At 69.8% G+C, this 19,051-nt stretch carries 23 protein-coding genes and 1 pseudogene; 12 read left to right on the top strand and 12 right to left on the bottom strand.

Features of this window, described 5'->3' with window-relative positions; translation table 11 throughout:
- Positions 1-8: 8 nt before the first annotated feature.
- The 3 genes from DPM13_RS08530 (at position 9) to DPM13_RS08520 (ending at position 2,749) form a co-directional block, all read left to right on the top strand.
- Complete coding sequence (locus DPM13_RS08530) at positions 9-1,361, top strand: TldD/PmbA family protein (RefSeq protein WP_112887835.1); 1,353 nt, start codon at positions 9-11, stop codon at positions 1,359-1,361.
- Positions 1,348-2,133: a 3'(2'),5'-bisphosphate nucleotidase CysQ gene (locus DPM13_RS08525; RefSeq protein WP_112887834.1), complete on the top strand. Its 786-nt coding sequence runs from the start codon at positions 1,348-1,350 to the stop codon at positions 2,131-2,133. The genes DPM13_RS08530 and DPM13_RS08525 overlap by 14 nt, the downstream gene beginning before the upstream one ends.
- Before the next feature lie 70 nt (positions 2,134-2,203).
- Positions 2,204-2,749 (top strand): flavin reductase family protein, encoded by a 546-nt coding sequence (locus DPM13_RS08520; protein WP_028719220.1) that lies wholly within the window; start codon positions 2,204-2,206, stop codon positions 2,747-2,749.
- On the opposite strand, the gene DPM13_RS08515 is transcribed toward DPM13_RS08520, so the two are convergent.
- The 6 genes from DPM13_RS08515 to DPM13_RS08495 all read right to left on the bottom strand — a co-directional run bounded on the left by DPM13_RS08515 (position 2,746) and on the right by DPM13_RS08495 (position 7,097).
- On the bottom strand, positions 2,746-3,039 hold the full coding sequence (locus tag DPM13_RS08515) for a hypothetical protein (protein WP_112887833.1): 294 nt from the start codon (positions 3,037-3,039) through the stop codon (positions 2,746-2,748). The genes DPM13_RS08520 and DPM13_RS08515 overlap by 4 nt on opposite strands.
- Positions 3,040-3,291: 252 nt before the next feature.
- A complete protein-coding gene (locus DPM13_RS22660; protein ID WP_223252459.1) occupies positions 3,292-3,690 on the bottom strand; it encodes an ABC-type transport auxiliary lipoprotein family protein in 399 nt (132 codons plus the stop codon).
- Positions 3,691-3,780: 90 nt separating this feature from the next.
- Positions 3,781-4,122 (bottom strand): hypothetical protein, encoded by a 342-nt coding sequence (locus tag DPM13_RS22655; RefSeq protein WP_223252458.1) that lies wholly within the window; start codon positions 4,120-4,122, stop codon positions 3,781-3,783.
- Positions 4,071-5,768 carry a PqiB family protein gene (locus tag DPM13_RS08505; protein ID WP_223252457.1) on the bottom strand — a complete coding sequence of 566 codons (1,698 nt, stop codon included), beginning with the start codon at positions 5,766-5,768 and terminating at the stop codon, positions 4,071-4,073. The genes DPM13_RS22655 and DPM13_RS08505 overlap by 52 nt, the downstream gene beginning before the upstream one ends.
- A gap of 1 nt (position 5,769) precedes the next feature.
- Positions 5,770-6,423: a paraquat-inducible protein A gene (locus tag DPM13_RS08500; RefSeq protein WP_112887832.1), complete on the bottom strand. Its 654-nt coding sequence runs from the start codon at positions 6,421-6,423 to the stop codon at positions 5,770-5,772.
- Positions 6,420-7,097, bottom strand: coding sequence for a paraquat-inducible protein A (locus tag DPM13_RS08495; protein ID WP_028719216.1), 678 nt, complete (start codon positions 7,095-7,097; stop codon positions 6,420-6,422). Before DPM13_RS08495 ends, DPM13_RS08500 begins: the two co-directional genes overlap by 4 nt.
- Positions 7,098-7,239: 142 nt before the next feature.
- Here DPM13_RS08495 and DPM13_RS08490 point away from each other — a divergent pair, with 142 nt between their 5' ends.
- The 7 genes from DPM13_RS08490 to DPM13_RS08465 all read left to right on the top strand — a co-directional run bounded on the left by DPM13_RS08490 (position 7,240) and on the right by DPM13_RS08465 (position 12,999).
- The gene (locus DPM13_RS08490; RefSeq protein WP_028719215.1) at positions 7,240-8,031 is read left to right on the top strand and encodes an OmpA/MotB family protein; all 792 of its coding nucleotides are present in this window, start codon (positions 7,240-7,242) and stop codon (positions 8,029-8,031) included.
- A gap of 76 nt (positions 8,032-8,107) precedes the next feature.
- Positions 8,108-8,248, top strand: coding sequence for a flagellar basal body protein (locus DPM13_RS26790; protein WP_189654883.1), 141 nt, complete (start codon positions 8,108-8,110; stop codon positions 8,246-8,248).
- The gene (locus tag DPM13_RS08485) at positions 8,221-9,090 is read left to right on the top strand and encodes a flagellar hook-basal body complex protein (protein ID WP_189654882.1); all 870 of its coding nucleotides are present in this window, start codon (positions 8,221-8,223) and stop codon (positions 9,088-9,090) included. The genes DPM13_RS26790 and DPM13_RS08485 overlap by 28 nt, the downstream gene beginning before the upstream one ends.
- Before the next feature lie 104 nt (positions 9,091-9,194).
- Positions 9,195-9,425: a flagellar basal body rod C-terminal domain-containing protein gene (locus DPM13_RS08480; protein ID WP_397246107.1), complete on the top strand. Its 231-nt coding sequence runs from the start codon at positions 9,195-9,197 to the stop codon at positions 9,423-9,425.
- A 57-nt stretch (positions 9,426-9,482) separates the two neighbouring features.
- A complete protein-coding gene (flgK, locus tag DPM13_RS08475) occupies positions 9,483-10,895 on the top strand; it encodes a flagellar hook-associated protein FlgK (protein ID WP_262983279.1) in 1,413 nt (470 codons plus the stop codon).
- Positions 10,892-11,899 (top strand): flagellin, encoded by a 1,008-nt coding sequence (locus tag DPM13_RS08470; protein ID WP_112887829.1) that lies wholly within the window; start codon positions 10,892-10,894, stop codon positions 11,897-11,899. The genes flgK and DPM13_RS08470 overlap by 4 nt, the downstream gene beginning before the upstream one ends.
- Positions 11,899-12,999 carry a flagellar basal body P-ring protein FlgI gene (locus DPM13_RS08465; RefSeq protein ID WP_080621366.1) on the top strand — a complete coding sequence of 367 codons (1,101 nt, stop codon included), beginning with the start codon at positions 11,899-11,901 and terminating at the stop codon, positions 12,997-12,999. The genes DPM13_RS08470 and DPM13_RS08465 overlap by 1 nt, the downstream gene beginning before the upstream one ends.
- A gap of 312 nt (positions 13,000-13,311) precedes the next feature.
- Here the strand turns inward: DPM13_RS08465 and DPM13_RS22650 are convergent, their stop codons facing one another.
- Genes DPM13_RS22650 through surE form a run of 5 tightly spaced genes read right to left on the bottom strand, consistent with a single transcriptional unit; the run spans position 13,312 to position 15,958 of the window.
- On the bottom strand, positions 13,312-13,467 hold the full coding sequence (locus DPM13_RS22650) for a peptidoglycan DD-metalloendopeptidase family protein (RefSeq protein ID WP_262983278.1): 156 nt from the start codon (positions 13,465-13,467) through the stop codon (positions 13,312-13,314).
- The gene (locus DPM13_RS22645; protein WP_262983277.1) at positions 13,467-13,958 is read right to left on the bottom strand and encodes a LysM peptidoglycan-binding domain-containing protein; all 492 of its coding nucleotides are present in this window, start codon (positions 13,956-13,958) and stop codon (positions 13,467-13,469) included. Before DPM13_RS22645 ends, DPM13_RS22650 begins: the two co-directional genes overlap by 1 nt.
- A complete protein-coding gene (locus DPM13_RS22640; protein ID WP_223252456.1) occupies positions 13,907-14,461 on the bottom strand; it encodes a LysM peptidoglycan-binding domain-containing protein in 555 nt (184 codons plus the stop codon). The genes DPM13_RS22645 and DPM13_RS22640 overlap by 52 nt, the downstream gene beginning before the upstream one ends.
- 33 nt (positions 14,462-14,494) lie before the next feature.
- Positions 14,495-15,166 carry a protein-L-isoaspartate(D-aspartate) O-methyltransferase gene (locus DPM13_RS08455; protein ID WP_028719209.1) on the bottom strand — a complete coding sequence of 224 codons (672 nt, stop codon included), beginning with the start codon at positions 15,164-15,166 and terminating at the stop codon, positions 14,495-14,497.
- Positions 15,167-15,958 carry a 5'/3'-nucleotidase SurE gene (gene surE, locus DPM13_RS08450; RefSeq protein ID WP_028719208.1) on the bottom strand — a complete coding sequence of 264 codons (792 nt, stop codon included), beginning with the start codon at positions 15,956-15,958 and terminating at the stop codon, positions 15,167-15,169.
- Positions 15,959-16,185: 227 nt separating this feature from the next.
- On the opposite strand from surE, the pseudogene DPM13_RS08445 reads away from it, so the two are divergent.
- Together DPM13_RS08445 and DPM13_RS08440 are read left to right on the top strand one after the other, a co-directional pair.
- A pseudogene (locus tag DPM13_RS08445) lies at positions 16,186-17,108 on the top strand (sulfite exporter TauE/SafE family protein).
- On the top strand, positions 17,105-17,896 hold the full coding sequence (locus DPM13_RS08440) for a TIGR02186 family protein (RefSeq protein ID WP_028719206.1): 792 nt from the start codon (positions 17,105-17,107) through the stop codon (positions 17,894-17,896). The pseudogene DPM13_RS08445 and the gene DPM13_RS08440 overlap by 4 nt, the downstream one beginning before the upstream one ends.
- Here the strand turns inward: DPM13_RS08440 and DPM13_RS08435 are convergent.
- Complete coding sequence (locus DPM13_RS08435) at positions 17,893-19,032, bottom strand: GNAT family N-acetyltransferase (RefSeq protein WP_112887827.1); 1,140 nt, start codon at positions 19,030-19,032, stop codon at positions 17,893-17,895. The genes DPM13_RS08440 and DPM13_RS08435 overlap by 4 nt on opposite strands.
- Between the last annotated feature and the right edge of the window lie 19 nt (positions 19,033-19,051).

The raw sequence follows: 19,051 nt of genomic DNA, 5'->3' as shown, positions 1-19,051 counted from the left end.
GTTCCGCCATGTCCGACTTCGCCCGCCTGCAATCCCTGACCCAACAGCTTCTGGACGCCGCCCGCCGTGCCGGCGCCGACCAGGCCGATGCCGTCGCCGTCGAGGCGGCCGCCGTGTCCGTCGATGTGCGGGCGGGCAAGCTGGAACATGCCGAGCGGGCCGAGGGCGTGGAAATCGGCCTGCGCGTGCTGGTCGCGGGGCGGCAGGCCTGCGTCTCGGCCTCGGACCACGCGGGGCGCACGATTGCCGACATGGCCGCCCGCGCCGTCGCCATGGCGCGCGAGGCGCCGGTCGACGACACGCTGGGGCTGGCCGACCCGGCGCAGCTGACCGACCGGACCGACAGCAGCGCGCTGGATCTTTACGACGGCTCGCCCGAGCCCCGGCCCGAGGCCCTGCAGGACGCCGCCCTGCGCGCCGAGGCCGCCGCGCTGGCGGTCGAGGGCATCTCGAAGGTGGAATCCGCCTCGGCCGCGCATTCGGCGCGGCGCATGTGGCTGGCGGCCTCGAACGGGTTCGAGGCCGGCTACGGGCGCACCGGCCACAGCCTGTCCACCGTCGCGATCACCGGCGAAGGCACCGGGATGGAGCGCGACTGGGCGGGCGAGACCCGCGTCCACCTGTCCGACATGCCGGACCCCGAGTCCATCGGCCGGCTGGCGGGCGAACGCACCGTGGCGCGGCGCGGCGCGCGCAAGCCCCCGACCGGCGCCTTTCCCATCCTTTACGACGAACGCGTGGCGGCCGGGCTGATCGGCCATCTGGTGGGCGCGGTGAACGGCGCGGCGGTCGCGCGGGGCGCAAGCTGGCTGCGCGACGCCCTGGGCCAGCCGGTGCTGCCGCCTGGCTTCGACCTGGTGGAACTGCCGCACCTGCCGCGCATGGGCGGATCGCGCCTGTTCGACGCCGAGGGGCTGGCGACCCGCGACCGCGCGCTGGTCCGGGAGGGCGTCCTGCAGGGCTGGACGCTGGATCTGGCCACGGGCCGCAAGCTGGGCCTGCCCTCGACCGCGAACGCGGTGCGCGGGGTCGGCAGCGCGCCGGTCCCCGGGGTGACGAACCTGGACCTGACCCAGGGGACGCAAACGCGCGAGGCGCTGATCCGCGACATGGGGCGTGGGCTGGTCGTGACCTCGATGCTGGGCGCCTCGATCAATGCGACGACCGGGGATTACTCGCGCGGGGCCGGCGGCTTCTGGGTCGAGAACGGCGAGATCACCCATGCCGTCAACGAATGCACCATCGCCGGGAACCTGCGCGACATGCTGATGCGCCTGACCGCCGCGAACGACGCCCGCGACTGGCGCGGGACCAGGGTTCCCAGCCTGCTGGTCGAGGGCATGACCGTTGCCGGCGCCTGACCTGAGCCTGCTGGAACAGGCCGCCCGCGAGGCGGGCGAGATCGCCCTGCGCTATTGGCGGCAATCGCCCGAGGCCTGGGACAAGGGCGGCGGCGCGGGTCCCGTCAGCGAGGCGGACCTGGCCGTCAACGCGCATCTGGAAAGCCTGCTGCGCGGCGCCCGGCCCGATTACGGCTGGCTGTCCGAGGAATCCGTCGACGAACCCGCGCGCCAGGATGCGCGCCACTGCTTCATCGTCGATCCGATCGACGGCACCCGCGCCTTTCTGGAAGGGCAGGAGGGGTTTTCCCATTCGCTCGCCATCGCGACCGATGGCCGGATCACCGCCGCCGTCGTGCACCTGCCCGCCCGGGGCCTGACCTATCTCGCGGCCGAGGAAGGCCCGGCGACGCTGAACGGCGCGCCGCTGGTGCCGGCCGATCACGACCTGGACGGCGCGCGCGTGCTGACGGCCAAGGTCGGGCTCGACCCGATGCACTGGCGCGGGGCCGCCCCGCCCCTGCGGCGCGAATTCCGCCCCTCGCTTGCCTGGCGGCTGTGCCTGGTGGCCGAGGGCCGGTTCAACGCGGCGCTGTCGGTGCGCGGCGTCTGGGAATGGGACATCGCCGCCGGCAGCCTGATCGCCCAGCGCGCGGGCTGCCGTGCGACCGAGCTTTCGGGCCAGCCGCTGCGCTTCAACGCCGCCCGGCCGATGGCCGACGGGATGGTCGTCGCACCGCCTCGGCTGCACGGCCAGATGATCGCGGGGCTTGGCCCGGCGGGGTCGCCGTGACGGCCGGGCCGCGCTTGCTGGTCCCCGCCCCCGCCGCTACAGTCGGACCGAACCAGAAGAGGCCCCGCGCATGAGCCGGATTCCCCCCGCGACCCGTGACCGGCTCGCCGACGAGATCACCTTTCACCCCGCCACGGCCGAGGCCCGCCTGCTGCGCGAGGCCCTGGGCCGGTTCGCGACCGGGGTGACGGTGGTGACGACCCAGGGGCCGGACGGGCCGCTGGGCATGACCGCGAACAGCTTTTCCAGCGTCTCGCTGGAGCCGCCGCTGGTCATGTGGTGCCCGGCGCGGGCCTCGTCGCGCCATGCGATCTTTGCGGGCGCGGGCCATTGGGCGGTGCATGTGCTGGGCGCCGAGCAGCTGGAAACCTGCCTGCGCTTCACCCGCGGCGGGGCACAGTTCGCCGGTCTCGACCGGGTCCTGTCCGCCGAGGGCGTTCCGGTCCTGCCCGGCGTCGCCGCGCGGTTCGACTGCGAGACCCATGCCGCGCACGAGGCGGGCGACCACACGGTGATGATCGGCCGGGTGCTGCGCGTCACCGTGGCGGGACCGGGCGACCACCCGCTGGTCTTTGCCGCAGGCCGCTTCGGCCAGTTCGCGCCCGACGAGGGCTAGGCGCGCCGCAATAAATGGCGGCGCGTCAGCCAAAGCCGCAAAAGCTGGCCCAAGAGCAGCGAGGCTGCCGAGATGGGCAAAGCCAGCCACTCGCCCGGCAGCAGGCTCACCGGAACAAGGATCAGCGCGGCCAGAAACGGCATGAATCCCAGAGCTACGCGGCGTGGCGCGGTCCAGTTGATCCGGCCGTCCCAACCCCATTGCATCGGCAGTTCCGAAGCTTTGGGCAAATGGCGGTCGGCCAGGATGGCCAGCCCTACCATAATGGCCAGTGTCAGGGCCGCCAGCATCAGCTTCCCTCAAGCGGCGGCAGCGGCTGCGAAAAGATGTCGTCGAACCGGGGCGTCGCGGGGGCCGAGGTGCGGATCGCATTGCCGGGACCGCCCAGCACGGCAATCTGGCGGGCCAGCTGGGCGATGGCCAGCGATTGCGCGCGGGCGACGGCGGCGGGCGTCGCCTCGCCCCCAGCGGAACGGCGATGTCAAAGCCCCGCGCCTGGTTCGCCCCGCCCGCCCCGGCATCGGCGACGTAATAGCGCCCCGTCAGGCGATAGCGGCCATCGGCCTGGGCCAGCGCCTTTTCCACCCGCACCTCCAGCGTACGGCGCGCGGGCTCGGCCAGGGGCCAGGGCTCGGCGATGACCGTCGCCCCGACAGGTCGGAGATGGTCCGCGCCAGGGTCAGGGTAAAGGCGCGTTCCGGGTTGTCGGCCCAAAGCTGCTTGGTGTTCGACCGCACCGCCCCGTCCGCGCTTTGCCAGCTGACCTCGTCGCCCGAGGCATAGTCGGGCAGCGACACCTCCTTCAGTTCGGTGGTGCCCAGCCGGTTCGGCAGCCGCTCGCCCGTCATGGGCGGGTCGATCAGGAAACGGGCGGTCTTTTCCCCGTTGGAGCAGCCCGCCATCAGGGTGGCGATTGCGGCGGCGATCAGGATATGGCGCATCTTACCGTCCCAGGATGAAGGCTTGCGGATTGCGCTCGATGGTCCGCGCCAGGCTGCCGAAGGCGCTGGCCGCGCGGCGCATGTCCCGCATCAGGTTGATGGTTTCGGTGCGAAGGCCGACCGGTCGCCATAGGCCGCGATCACCGTCTCGGCCCGGGCAGCCAGCGCCTCGAGCCGGGCCGACAGCTGCGGCAGCCGCTGCACCGAGGTCGAGATCTGGTCGGCCGCCGCCCGCGCCGACTTCAGCGCGTCGTTCAGGCTGCCTGCGGCATTGCCGTCCCGCAGGTCGTTGAGCAGGCCCGAAGCGGCTTCCAGCGTGTTCGACAGGTTGCGCGGCAGCTGTTCGGCGTCCTCGCTGCCCAGCATGGCGCGGATGTCGGTCAGAATGCCCTGCGCCTCGGCCGAGATGGCGGCGAAATCGACCTCGGCCACCTTGGCGGCGGTCTGGTCGATCTGCCGACCATGGCCGGCACGTCGGCGGCGGCCAGCCGCACCGCCTCGGCCGCGCCGGCCGCCTCGTCCACCATGCGACGGACCTGGCCCGCCGCGCCCGATTCGCGCAACTCGGTCGCGACCTGGCGCACCTCTCCGGCGGCGGCCTGCGCATCCTCCAGCGTGCCGCGCAGGGCGCCCGGAATGGCGCGGGTGTCTTCGCTGCTGGCCAGCGCCGTGACCGAGTTCAGCATGTCGGTGGCGGATTTCAGCGCCTCCTCGATCGGCAGGTTGCCGACGCGGGCCAGGAAGCCCTGGGCCGAGCCCGTGAAATCCGAGATGTCGCCCGGGGCCGAGGGGATGACCGGGTGCGGCTGGGCCGCGCGGTCGATGGCGGCATCGGGCTGACCGGGCAGCTCGACCAGTTCGACCTGCAGCGAGGTGCCGAAAAAACCTGCGCTGGCAATGCGCGCGCGCAAGCCCCGCCGGACCAGCCCATCGACGAAATCCAGCGCCTGCTCGGGCGTCGGATCGCCGGTCATGCCCAGCCGGTCGGGGCTGACGGCCAGCGTCACCTCTTGCTCGACATGGTCGGCGCCGTCGCGGGTCATCACGCGCGAGGCCAGGCTGGTGACGCGCCCGGCGGGCAGGCCCATGAACTGGACGTCCGCCCCCGTCTCCAGCCCCTTGACCGATTCGTCGATCAGCATGGTCAGCCGCAGCGCCTTGGATTCGTCGGAAAACAGGTTCGCCTCGGCCGTGGCCTGATCGGGCTGCAGGGCAAAGACATGGCCGTTCTGGATCGGCGCCCCGCCCGACCGCACGGTCGCGAATTCGGCCCCGCCCTGCAGCACCGAGGCCAGCGAATTGACGTTCAGCGACAGGCCCTGCGCGCCCAGCGACACCGAAAAGCCCGAGGTGTCCCAGAAGACGGTGTTGCTGGTCAGCAGCTGGTCATAAGGCGCGGCGACAAAGACATCCGCCAGTACCCCCGCGTTGTCGGGTGCCAGGCGCATGTTCTGCATCTGCCCGACCGCCAGGCCGCGATACAGCACCGGCGCCCCTTCGGTCATCCCGCGCGAACGTTCGGCCGACAGCACGATCCAGGTGCCCTTCTGGCCGAAGCTCGTCAGCGGCGGCTTGTCCAGGCCCTGAAAGACCGAGGTTGCCTCGCCCTCCTGATCGTCCCAGTAGCCTTCGACGAAGGCGCCGGTCAGCACCGTGTCCAGCCGCGAGATGCCCTGGGCCGAGACCTGCGGCCGCACGATCCAGAACTGCGCATCCGCGTCGATGAAGGGCGCAAGGTCCTTGTCCACGCGCATGTTCACCTCGACCTGCTGCAGGTCGCTGGTGAAGCGCACCGATTCGACCTTGCCTACGGTGATTTCGCGGAACTTCAGGGCGGTTTCGCCCGGGGTGATGCCGGTCGCGTCGCGGAACTTGACGGAAATCAGCGTGCCGCGGCTGGCGATGGCGTTCCAGCCCACGCCCAGCGTGACCACCAAGGCCAGGATCGGCACCAGCCAGATCAGCGAAAACCCCGCGCGGGCGGCAGTCCTGCGCTGCGGTTCGGCGGGCTTCATCTCGGCCGGTTTCGTCTCGGGGGGCCGGGAGGCATTGCCGCCGGGCGGGGTCGTGTCGGTCATGTCATTCCTTGCGGCGTCGCAGAGGCAGCCCCCGCCAGATCAGCCTTGGATCGAAACTTTGTGCAGAAAGCATCGTGAAGGCAACCGACAACGCAAAGGAAACCGCCGCGGGTCCCGGATGGATCGAGGCGACGAAGCCCAACTGCACCAGCGCCGACAGGATGGCGACGATGAAGACGTCGATCATCGACCAGCGGCCGATGAATTCGACCAGTTCATAGACCCGCAGCCGGCGGTGGGCGTCGTTGACCGTGGCTGGGCGGCCGGCGACCGTGGCCAGCCAGCCGATGGCCAGGAACTTGCCGATCGGCACCACGATCGAGGCCAGGAAGACCACCGCCGCGACGCCCCAGTTGCCATAGTGGATCAGCTCGATCACGCCGCCGAAGATGGTCGATTCGCTGTTGCCCGCCAGCCCGCCGAAGGTCGAGGTCCGCAGCATCGGGAACAGGTTCGCCGGGACATAGAAGATCAGCCCCGCCGCCAGCCAGGTCCAGACCGCGTTCAGCGACCGCCGGTCGGGCGGCGACAGATCCGAGCCGCAGCGGGTGCAGACCGCCTGCGCCTCGGGCCAGACGCGGCCGCAGGCGCGGCACCCCACCAGGCCGGCGCGGTGGGCGGTCAGCACCGGCGCGTCGTCATGCGGGCCGTTCATCCCGCAGGGTCCACCATTTCGCGCCCGTCGGTGGCCAGGCCCGCATCCTCGATCGCGTCCCAGATCGTGGTCGCGCTGGTGAACGCATTGCTGGCCGCGTTGACCAGGATCAGCCCGCAGAACGCCCAGAAGGCCGGGCCGAAGCTGATCGTGGCAAGCCCGCCCACCTTGACCAGCGCTATGGCCGTGCCGATCACGAAGATCTCGGCCATGGACCAGGGCCGCAGCCGTTCCGACAGCCGGAACGCCGGCACCGCATGGGCATGGGGCGGGCGTCCGCGCGACAGCGGCATCAGCGTATAGACCAGCAGCAGCGCGCGCAGCACCGGCAGGCCCACGATGGTCGCCAGCAACGCCACGGTCAGCGGCATCAGGGCCCCGCTGGAAAAGGCCATCGCCACCCCGAACAGCGAGGTTTCGTTGCCGAACCCCATGCGCGAGATTTCCAGGAACGGAAAGAACACCGCCCCCACCATCAGCACCAGCGAGGCAAAGCTGAGCGCGATGATCCGGGTGAAGGCCCCCGCGCGCGGGCTGGCCAGCACGCCGCCGCAGCGGACGCAGCGCGCGGTTTCGCCGGGCTCCAGTTCCCGTTCGACATGCAGCGCATCGCAGCGCGGACAGGCGATCAGCCCCGCGCCGGTGGACAGGTCGTATGTGCCAGCCGTCTGCATCCCCCGACAATAGGCGCACGGTGCCGGCTTTCAAGGCAAAGCCATGCGGGCAGGACCGGAAATCCCGGGCATTTTAGACGTTAACTGGATATTAGGCCCGTTGTCCTAACCCTTGGTGCGAACCGCAGCAAAGGGGCGACTCATGGCCACGAACGGGGGCGGCGCCCCGATCATCATCAAGAAGGTGCAGGGCGGCGGCGGTGGCGGCCACCACGGCGGCGCCTGGAAGGTCGCCTATGCCGACTTCGTCACCGCCATGATGGCCTTCTTTCTGCTGATGTGGCTCTTGAACGCCACCACGGAAAAGCAGCGCCAAGGGCTGGCGGATTACTTCAACCCCACAATCGTGCAGTCGAAATCCGGCGGCGCACAGGGCCCCTTCGGGGGCGAGGTGCAGGATGCCCAGACGAACTCGGGCAAGGGGGCGGGCGCCTCGCGCGATACCCGCGCCGGCCAGGCCGAGGCCGCCGCATTCGAGGCGATGGCCCGGCATGTCCAGGACGAGCTGACCGGCTCGGGCGCCGAATCGATGCAGCGGGTGAACCTGCTCAAGCATGTCATCACGCGCATGACCGACGAAGGGCTGGTGATCGAGCTTTCGGACCTGCTGGACGAGCCGCTGTTCGTCGGCGACAGCGCCCAGCCCACCCCCGCGATGCAGGAACTGGCCGGAATCCTCGCCGGGGTGCTGGGCCGGGTCAGGAACGAACTCGCCATCTCGGGCCATGTCCGGTCTTATCCCGAAATGCTGATCCATTCCCCGGTCTGGGCGCTGTCGGACGCCCGCGCCCATGCGGTGCGCAACCTGCTGGAATCGCGCGACCTGCCGGGGCGGCGCATTCAGCGCGTGACCGGCTATGCCGACCGGCGCAACCGCTCCGTCAATCCGATGGATCCCAACAACAACCGGGTCGAAGTGATCCTCTTGCGATGACTCGCGCCCGTTAGAGCAATCTTAACCCTCGGCCGCCAAGCTGCTGCCAGCAACGACTCAGTCAGGATGACCGTCCATGTCGATTTCCTCTGCACTTTCCGCCGGCGTGTCCGGGCTTGCCGCGAACGCCTCGCGCCTGGCGGGCATCTCGGACAACATCGCCAATTCGGGCCCTATGGCTATCGCCGGATGGAAACCGATTTCGAAAGCGTCGTGATCGGCGATTCCCGGGGCGGGCGGTACACGGCGGGCGGGGTGCGCACCAGTTCGTCGCGGGTGATCGACGAAACCGGCGGGGTGGTGTCGACCGGCAACGCGCTCGACATCGCGGTGTCGGGCCGGGGCATGCTGCCGGTGATGGACGCGGCGCAAATGGGCAACGGCGATACCGCGGGATCGCTTCTTCTGACGCGCACCGGATCCTTCCGCACCGATGACGAAGGGGTGCTGCGCACCGGCTCGGGGCTGGTGCTGATGGGATGGCCGGCCAATGCCGATGGCACCATCCCGACCAACGCGCGCGATTCGGCGTCGGGGCTGCAGCCGATCGTGCTGAACATGAATGCGACCTATGCCGCTCCCACCACCCGGATCGGCCTGGCGTCCTTCAACCTGCCGGCCCAGGCCACGGTGGGCGGCAGCGCGGGCGCCGCCTCGTCGACTACGATCCAGTATTACGACAACCTGGGCGCGCCCCAGACCCTGACGATGACCTTCGTTCCGACGGTCGGGGCGGCGGGAACGGGCCGCTCGAACAGCTGGACGCTGGAAATCCGCGATTCGGCGGTCAGCGACGACACGGCGACCGCGGCCGACGAATCGATGATTGCCGCGTTCGCGCTGGACTTCGACGACAGTGCCGGCGGGCCGCTGGACAGCGTCACCGCAGTTTCGGGGGGCAGCTATGACGCCGCCACCGGCGAGGTGACGATCAACGCCGCCCACGGTCCCATGACCATCAGCCTGGGTACGCCCGGCAGCACCTCGGGGCTGACCCAGCCACTGAGTGACCCCCTACGGATTTACCCGCAACGGCACCAATGTCGCCACCGACGATGACGTCACGACCAGCTATGCGTATCAGCCGAACCTGTCCGCCTATATCGTGGATCGTCCGCGTACGGTGCGGCTGGAGCGTTCTGAACCTGAACGGGCTCGTGTCAATGGACAGCCAGACCTTCCGGGTCTCGGGCCAATCGGGGGCGCTTTACCTGTGGAATGCAGGGGACGGACCGACGGGCGCGGTGACGGGCTATGCCTTGGAAAGCTCGACCACCGACGTGGCGGCGGAACTGACCGACCTGATCCAGACCCAGCGCGCCTATTCCTCGAACGCCAAGATCATCCAGACGGTGGACGAGATGCTGCAGGAAACCACCAACATCAAGCGGTAACGGCCCGCCAGCACAGGACCCAGCGCCATGAGCCTATCCATCGCAATATCCAATGCCATGAGCGGTCTTGGCGCCAGTTCCCGCGGGACCGAGGTCGTCTCGACCAACATCGCCAACAAGTCCGTCGCCGGCTATGCGCGACGGGAACTGGCGGTATCATCCAGCGCCCTCGGCGGGGTCACGATCGACGGGGTCCGGCGCATGGTCAGCGCGGGCCTGCTTGCGGACGACCGGCTGGCGCAGGCCGCGTCAGCCCATTCCGGCGCCATAGCCTCGTTCCACGGGGCGATCGAAACCGCCCTGCAGACCGAGGACGAGGCCGGTTCCATCGGCAGCCTGGTCGCCGGCCTGGGCACAGCGCTGGCGGCGGCCACCAGCGACCCGGCCAGCGACACCCGCCTGGCGCAGGTGGCCGATGCCGCCGGCGCGCTCGCCAAGCGGGTCAATGACGTCGCGCAGGTGATCCAGGATGCCCGCACCGGCGCAGACAAGGCCATCGCCGGCGATGTCGAAACCCTGAACACGACGCTGGAGCGGGTGGCGGCGCTGAACCGCCAGATCACCGTCGTTACCGCGCGCGGCGAAGACGCCTCGGCCCTGATGGACAACCGCCAGGCCGCGATCGACCAGATCGCCAAGATCGTCCCGGTGCAAGAGGTCGCGCGCGAAAACGGCAGGGTCGCGCTTTTCACGACGGGCGGCACGACGCTTCTGGATGGTTCGACACCCGCGCGGATCGGTTTCTCGGCCGCGTCAATCGTGACCCCGGACATGACGCTGGCCAATGGCGCGCTGTCGGGCCTTTCGATCGACGGCCGCAGCCTGGGTGCGGCGGACATGGGCCAATTCGCCGGCGGCTCGCTGGCGGCGCAGTTCCAGGTCCGCGATGAACTCGCCCCCGCCTATCAGGCCCAGGTCGATGCCTTCGCGGCGGATCTTTACGCCCGCTTTGCCGATCCCACGGTCGACCCGACGCTGGCCGTCGGCGAGGCGGGGCTTTTCACCGATGGTCAAGGCAGCCTGCAGGGCACCCTGGGACTGGCCAACCGCCTGTCGCTGAACCGGCTGGCCGACCCGTCGGCGGGGGGCGAGGCCTGGCGGCTGCGGGCGGGGCTGAACGCGACCGCGGCCGGCAGCGCGGGCGACAGCAGCCTGCTGCTCCGGCTGGGGACGGCGCTTTCGGAAAACCGCGCGCCGGCCTCGGCGGTCCTGTCGGGCAGTGCGGGAAACGTCCTGAACTTTGCGGCAAACCTCGCTTCGGCCGCCGCCTCGCAGCGGGTCCGGGCCGACACCGTCTCGTTCCAGGACCAGAGCCACGCCGAGGGCATCCGCACCGCGCTTCTGGCGCAAGGCGTCGACGAAGACACCGAGATGAGCACCCTGCTCGCGCTGGAAAAGGCCTATGGCGCCAATGCCAAGGTCTTTCAGATCGCCAATGACATGCTTGACCAGATCCTGGGGCTGAGATGACCGGTTTCAATTCCATAAGCGACCTCGCGCGGTCCTATCAGCTTCGGGTTTCGCAATCCTCGCTGAAGGCCAAGCTCGCCACCCTGACCGAGGAGAACACCACCGGGGTCAAGGCCGACATCCCTCGGGCGCTGAAGGGCGACCTGCAGGCCATCACCCAGATCGAGGCGCGGATATCCCAGCTTGCGACCTATGCCACCAACATCACCCAGGCCGAGACCCGGCTGACGGGAATGCAGTCCGCGCTGGAAAGCATCCGAAGCCAGGCGGCCGATGGCGTGACCCTGATGTCCGAGGCGCTGGTTTCCTCGGATGCGGCGCTCCGGCTTCAGATCGACAAGGCGCCCGAGCAGTTGCGGTCCGTGATCGGCGCGCTGAACACCAGCGTCGGCGGGCGCCAGGTGTTTTCGGGCACCCGCACGGACCGTCCCGCCGTCGTCGGTTACGACACGATGATGGGCCAGATCACGGCCGCGGTCGGTGGGGCAACGGCAGCCGATACCATCCTGGCCCGGATCGACGCCTATTTCGACGGGGCGGCGGGGGATGGCGGCTACCTCGACGCCGCCTTCCAGGGCGACACGGGGGCGACCCTGGTCGCAGTCGATGCGCAAAAGACCCTGCGCAGCGACGTGACCGCGGGTTCAGCGGAAATCCGTGCGGCCCTGAAGGGCTTTGCTGTCATGGCCTATCTGGCCGAACAGGACGGGCTTGACAGCCAGACGGCGCGGGCCCTGACCGAAGCCGCCGGCAAGCGGATGACCACGGCTGAAGGCGGCTTGATCTCGGCGGCCGCGACCCTGGGCGTGCAGGAGGAACACGCGGCCAAGCTGAGGACCGCGAACAGCGCGGAATCCTCGGCCCTGTCCACGGCACGCAACACTCTGGTCCTGGTCGACCCCTACGAAGCCGCCACCGCCCTGAAAGAGGTCGAGGCCAATCTCGAGACGCTTTACACCGTCACCTCGCGCCTCTCCAAGCTTAGCCTGATGAGTTACCTGTGATGCGGTTCATCGGGCTTTTGCTGGGCATCCTGCTGTGGGTCGGCGCCGCCCAGGCTGCGCCCGTCAGGATCAAGGATCTTGCAAATGTCGATGGGGTGCGCGGAAACGACCTGGTCGGCTATGGCCTTGTCGTGGGCCTGAACGGCTCGGGCGACAGCCTGCGCAACACCCCCTTTACCGAAGAGATCATGGCCGGGCTGCTGGAGCGGCTGGGCGTCAACGTGACGGACGAAGCCTTTCGGCCCAAGAACGTCGCGGCTGTGATCGTGACGGCGACCCTGCCGCCCTTTGCCCGGGCGGGGTCGCAGATCGACATCAGCGTGTCGGCCATCGGGGACGCCAAAAGCCTGCTGGGCGGCACGCTGGTGATGACGCCGCTGAACGCCGCCGACGGGGAAATCTATGCCGTGGCGCAAGGCGCCGTCCTGGCCGGAGGGGTCGAGGCCAGCGGCGACGCGGCCTCGGTCGTCCAGGGGGTGCCGACCACCGGCACGATCCCCTCGGGCGGGCGGATCGAGCGCGAGGTGCAGTTCGACTTTTCCCAGATGACCAACATCCGGCTGGCGCTGCGCAACCCAGACTTCACCACCGCCGCCCGGGTCGAGGCGGCGATCAACAGGAAATTGGGCCGGGGATTGGCGAACCTGGTCGATTCCGGGACAATCACCATCGATTCGACCGTGCTGGGCAACGTGAACCCGGCGCGGCTGATCGGCCAGATCGAGAATATCACCGTCGAGCCCGAAACCGCCGCGCGCGTGGTGATCGACCAGAAATCCGGCACCATCGTGATGGGAGAGGACGTGCGCATTTCCCGCGTCGCCGTCTCACAAGGGAACCTGACGCTGCGGGTCCGCGAGGCGCCGATGGTGTCGCAGCCCAACCCCTTCTCGCCCGGAGATACGGTCGTCGTGCCGCGCACCCAGGCCGAGATCACCCAGGAGCCGGGAATCGGCTTTGCCGAGGTCTCCGGGGAATCCTCGCTGTCCGAGGTCGTGGCGGGGCTGAATGCGCTGGGCATCCGGCCGCGCGACATGATCGACATTCTCAAGGCGATCCACTTTGCCGGCGCGCTTCATGCGGAACTCGTGATCCGCTAGCGGGCTGTGCGGATGCAGGCGAGAGGATGTTTGGCGGTTGACGGGCAGATCCTGATGGATGAGGGCCCTGCCGATCCGGAGCCGTGAGCCGTGATGCCGGGCGCTCACGGGCCGGTCAAGCCTCCCTTCACCGGCCTGAACAAGCCGGCGGTAACTCGCGCGGTACGCTCCGTCCGGAACCGCCGCCGGTCTTAGCCCCCGCGTCAAACGGGCCTTCCCCGCCAGACAGGGCGGCCCTGGCTCCCTGGCCCTGCCCTGCCCAGCCAGCGGCGCCCCCAGGCACGGCCCAACGCCCGCGCCCGCATCAGCCCCTCAGTTCAGGTATTTCTCCGGGTCCACGCTGTCGAAACCGTTGCGGACCTCGAAATGGACGACGCCCGAATTGCGGGCCTTGCCCAGGGCGGTGCCCGCGCTGACGCTTTGCCCCTTGCTGACGGCGACGTCATCAAGCCCGGCATAGACGGTCATCAGGTTGTTGTCGTGGCGACCACGATGATCGGCACCTGGTCCACGTCGCGCGTGATGGCCGCGACCGTGCCCTTGCCGGCCGCCGACACCGCGCTGCCGGGCGCGGCCGATATGTCGATGCCGTCGTTCTTGCCCTTTTGATAAGGGCGGATGATCGCGCCGTTCGCGGGCATGCGGAACGTGCCGCTGCCTGAAGCCGCGGTGCGCTGCTTGCCCAGGTCGGGGCTGGCGGGCTTGGCGACCGCGGCGTTGACCGGCGCGGTCTTTTCCCGGGGCGGCGGTTCGGCGGCCGAGTGCGGGCGCGGCGTCCGGCTGCCGGTGCCCGGCGCGGTGACGGTGGCCAGCGCGTCGGGCCTGCGGCCCGCGACCGGGATCAGCAGCCGCTGGCCAATGCGCAGCGCCATGTTGCCGCCAAGCCCGTTCCAGGACGCCAGGTCGTTCACGGAAACGCCGTATTTGCGGGCCACCGACCAGGCCGTCTCGCCGGCCACGACGACATGCTGGCGCGGCTGGCTGGCCGCGGGCTGGGTCGCCGCCGGGGCCGGGCCGCCCGGGTGTTCGGCTGCTTCATCCCCTGGCCCGCGAAGGGATCGGTCACCGCCCCGCTGCCCGGGGGGGCGGGCACGGCCGTGCCCGGCGCGACGCGCCCCGGCAGCGCCACGACCGCGCCCGCGTTCAGCGGCGCGGCGGCGTCGATCGCGTTGTAGCTGGCCAGCTGCGCCGCGTTCAGCCCCAGGCGCGCGGCGATGGCCGCCACGGTGTCGCCCTGCCGGGCGATGGCGACCTGATAGCCGGGATAGGTGATGATGCCGCGGCTGTCGGGGGCCGGGCGGGGCGCCGCCGCTGCCGCCGCCGGCGCGGTATCCAGCCCACCGCCGCCCCAGCCGCGCAGGTCGGGGTCCAGGTTGTTCAGATTCAGCCCGCCTTCGGGGCTGCAGGCCCCCAGCAAAGCCGCCACCGCGACGGCCGCCGCCGCCTGCCAGAAATTCGCCATCTCTGCCCGTTCCTCATCATGGATGGCCGGGGGTCATGTCTGTCCCAACCCCTCGACCAGCGGCACGAAACGCACCTGCCGCAATTCGTCGTATTCAAAGCCCGCTTCGCCACGGCGCACCCGGATCAGCGTCTGGACCGCGTCCGACTGCCCGACGGGCACGACCATGATACCGCCGATCTTCAACTGCGCCAAGAGCGGGCCGGGCGGGTCCTCGGCGGCGGCGGTCACCATGATGCGATCAAAGGGCGCCTGCTCGGGCAACCCGCGCGAGCCGTCGGCCGTGATCGCGGTGATGTTGGACAGGCCGAAATGGCGAAAGATCGCCTCGGCCTCGGCCACCAGGCGGCGGTGGCGGTCCAGCGTATAGACCCGGCGGCACAGCAGCGACAGGATCGCCGCCTGATAGCCCGAGCCGGTCCCGATCTCCAGCACCTTGTCGCGCGGCCCGACCTGCAGCGCCTGGGTCATCAGCCCGACGACCGAAGGCTGGCTGATGGTCTGGCCGCAGGGAATGGGCAGCGGCGTGTCGTCATAGGCGCGGTCCTGGAACAGCCCGCGGACGAAGGCGCCCCGGTCGATCCGCTCCATCGCCTCCAGCACGCGCGGCTCGGTCACGCCGCGCTGGCGCAGCGCGAACAGAAAGCGCATCTTGCGCTCGGGCTCGGGCTCGGGGTCCGTCTCGGGGCCGGGTTCGTCGCTCATTCAGCCTTCCTCAAGGACGCGCAGGGCCTCAAGGCTGGCATGGCAGGTCAGGTCCGGCCGCATCGGCGTCAACGAGATATAGTCCTGCATATTGGCATCCACGTCGCTGCCGGGCGTGGCGGGCGCGGTCTGCGACCCGCCCAGAACCCACAGGAAGCGCCGCCCGTTCGGGGCGTGATAGGGCTCGACCTCGAAGCGCACGCCCTGGCGGCGGCCCTGCGGCGCGACCCGCACCCCCTTGACCGCAGCCGCGTCGCAGGCCGGGAAGTTGATGTTGTAGAACAGCCGGAAATCGGTGTCCGAGGTCCAGTCGCCATGGTCCAGCAGCTGCCGGATCAGGCGCGGGGCGTGAACCCGCGCGGCCTGGAACGGGTCGTCCAGGGTGGCGGTGCGCTTGCCCATGTATTGCGACAGGGCGATGGCGGGCAGGCCCTGCAACGCCGCCTCCATGGCGCCGCCGACGGTGCCCGAATACATCACGTTCTCGCCCGAGTTGTTGCCCCGGTTCACCCCGGACAGCACCAGGTCGGGCGGATTGCCCTTCATCGCATCGGCGATGGCGGCCAGCACGCAGTCGGCCGGAGAGCCCTCGGCGGCAAAGCGGCGCGGGCCCAGCTCCGCGATCAGCGTCGGATGGACATAGCTGATGCAATGCGCGACGCCCGACTGCTCGAAGGCGGGCGCGACGGTCCAGACCTCGCCCGAGGGGCCGGCGATCTCGGCCGCGATCTCGGCCAGGGTCACCAGGCCCGGGGCGTTGATGCCGTCGTCGTTGGTGATAAGGATCCGCATTCAGCCCCCGTTCGTCCGTGCCCGCCGTCTATGCCGCCGTCTGTGCCTGCCGTCCGTGCCCGCGCCGGGCGCCCCTGCCCGCAGGGGCGACAGCGCCATCACAACCGCGTCAGGATCATGCTTATCTGCGCCACAGTCCTGCGACAACCCGCAGCAAGGCGCGACCAGCGTTTGACGCGCGCGCGCCCAGCGGGCAGGATCGCGGCAGGGCCAAAGCCGGGCAGGACATGCAGATCTATCTTCCCATTGCCGAGGTGGTGGTGAATGCCTTCACCCTGATCAGTCTCGGCACCATCGTGGGGCTGATGTCGGGCCTGTTCGGCGTGGGCGGCGGCTTTCTCATCACGCCGCTTCTGTTCTTCATCGGCATCCCGCCGGCCATCGCGGTGGCGACCGGGGCGAACCAGGTGGTCGCCAGCTCGTTTTCCGGGGTGCTTGCGCATGTCAAGCGCAAGACCGTCGATTTCCGCATGGGCTGGGTCCTGCTGGCGGGGGGGCTGGTCGGCTCGTCCCTGGGGGTGATCCTGTTCAACATGCTGCAACGGCTGGGCCAGGTCGATCTGGTGGTGCAGCTGTGCTATGTCGTGTTCCTGGGCCTGATCGGGGCCATGATGCTGCAGGAAAGCCTGGGCGCCCTGCGCCGGGCGCGCAAAAGCGGGCCGATGCAGCCGATGCGGCGCAACCAGCACGGCTGGGTGCATCGCTGGCCGCTGAAGATGAAGTTCCGCGCCTCGGGTCTTTACATCAGCGCGGTCCCGGTCCTGCTGGTGGGGGCCTGCGTGGGCGTGCTGGGCGCGCTGATGGGGGTCGGCGGCGGCTTCATCATGGTGCCGGCGATGATCTATCTGCTGGGGATGCCGACCAAGGTCGTGATCGGCACCTCGCTGTTCCAGATCACCTTCCTGTCGGCCTACACCACCCTGATGCACGCGGTGTCGTCGAACACCGTCGACGTGATGCTGGCGGTCCTGCTGATCGTGGGCGGCGTCATCGGCGCGCAGATCGGCACCCAGCTGGGCGCCAAGCTGCGGGCGGAACAGCTGCGCATCCTGCTGGCGCTTCTGGTGCTGGCGGTCTGCGGCAAGCTGGCGCTGGATCTGTTCCGCGCCCCGACGATCTCTACTCCCTGACGCCGGGGATCCTGCGATGATCCGCGCGCTGCTTTTCTTGCTGCTGTCGGCCTTGCCCGCCCTGGCGCAGCCCCTGCCCGAGCCGCCGCGCGCGCCCCCCGAACGGATCGTCGCGGGCCTGTCGCGCGACGACGTGGACATCACCACCAGCTTCGACGGCTCGGACATCATCATCTATGGCGCGATCAAGCGCGAGACGCCGATCCCGGACACCGGGCCCCTGGACGTGATCGTCACCGTCGAGGGGCCGGCCCGCGCCGTCACCGTCCGCCACAAGGAACGCCGCTTCGGCATCTGGGTGAACACCGGCCGGGTCAGCGTCGCCTCGGCCCCGAACTTCTATGTGGTGGCGACGACCCGGCCGCTGGACCGGATCCTCGAACCCGAACAGGACAGCCGGTTCCGCATCTCGGTGCCGCTGGCGATCCGCGCGCTCGCCGGCGCGCCCGAGGTCGAGGACGTGGTCCCCTATACCGAGGCGCTGGTCCGCCTGCGCGAGGCGAACGATCTGTATCGTCTGGACGACGGCGCGGTGCTGCTGGCGGAACAGACGCTGTTTCGCGCCGACGTGCGCCTGCCCGCGAACCTGATCGAGGGCTTTTACGCCACCCGCATCTTCCTGGTGCGCGACGGCAAGGTGATCGACACCTTCCGCGCCCCCATCGAGGTGCGCAAGGTGGGGCTGGAGCGCTGGCTTTATCGCCTGGCGCTGCACCAGCCCTTCGTCTACGGCTTCATGTCGCTGGCGATCGCGGTCTTTGCCGGCTGGGGCGCCTCGGCCGCGTTCCGGCAGTTGCGGCGGACCTAGGCGGGTTCGCCCCGGCGGAACGGGCCGAGTTCCGCCAGGAACTCCATCTCCTGCGCGACCGCGCGGCGCTCGCGGTCCAGGAAATCGGCGATGGCGTCGTGAAACCCTTGATCGCGGACCCAGTGCAGCGAATGGGTCTGGACCGGCAGATAGCCGCGCGCCAGCTTGTGTTCGCCCTGCGCCCCGGCCTCGACCCGCGACAGGCCGTGCGCGATGGCCCAGTCGATGGCCTGGTGATAGCACAGTTCGAAATGCAGGAACGGGTGATCCTCGGTGCAGCCCCAGTAGCGGCCGTAAAGCGCATCCGGCCCGATCAGGTTCAGCGCGCCCGCGACGGGGATGCCGTCGCGCTCAGCCAGGACCAGCAGGCAGTCGTCCCGCATGGTGTCGTGCAGCCGGTCGAAGAAATCCCGCGTCAGATAGGGCCGCCCCCATTTGCGCCCGCCGGTGTCCTGGTAGAAGGTCCAGAACGCATCCCAGTGCTCGGGCCGGATGGCGTCGCCGGTCAGGCTGCGGATGGTGCCGCCGAACCCCTGCGCGCGCTCGCGTTCCTTGCGCAGCGCCTTGCGCTTGCGCGAGGACAGCTCGGCCAGGAAATCGTCGTAGCTGCCGTAGCCCCGGTTCAGCCAGTGGAACTGCTCGCTGGCGCGGCTCAGGAAGCCGGCGCCCTCGGCCAGCGCCGCCTCGGCCGCGGTACAGAAGGTCACATGCGCGCCCGACAGGCCCGACTGCCGCGCGACCTGGGCCAGGGCGCGCAGCAGCGCGCCCTGCACCGCCGGGTCGGGGGCGATCAGGCGCGGCCCGGTGACGGGGGTAAAGGGCACCGCGCATTGCAGCTTGGGATAATACCGCCCGCCCGCGCGTGCGTAAGCCTCGGCCCAGGCGTGGTCAAAGATGTATTCGCCCTGGCTGTGGGTCTTGAGATAGCAGGGCGCGACCCCCGCGACGGCGCCGTCGATCCGCGCCACCAGATGCGAGGGATGCCAGCCCGTCCCCTTGCCGACCGAGCCCGAATCCTCCAGCGCGGCCAGAAACCGATGGGTGGTGAAGGGGTTGGTCCCGGCGCCGCAGCCATCCCACAGGGCGGCCTCGATGCCCGAAATCGCGGGCAGGATGGAAACGGTCAGTTCGCTCATGCAGCGAAGATAGGGGCGC

The organism is Paracoccus mutanolyticus (assembly GCF_003285265.1).
GTDB classification, from domain to species: Bacteria; Pseudomonadota; Alphaproteobacteria; order Rhodobacterales; family Rhodobacteraceae; genus Paracoccus; species Paracoccus yeei.
This window is presented reverse-complemented; position numbering and strand designations above follow the sequence as displayed.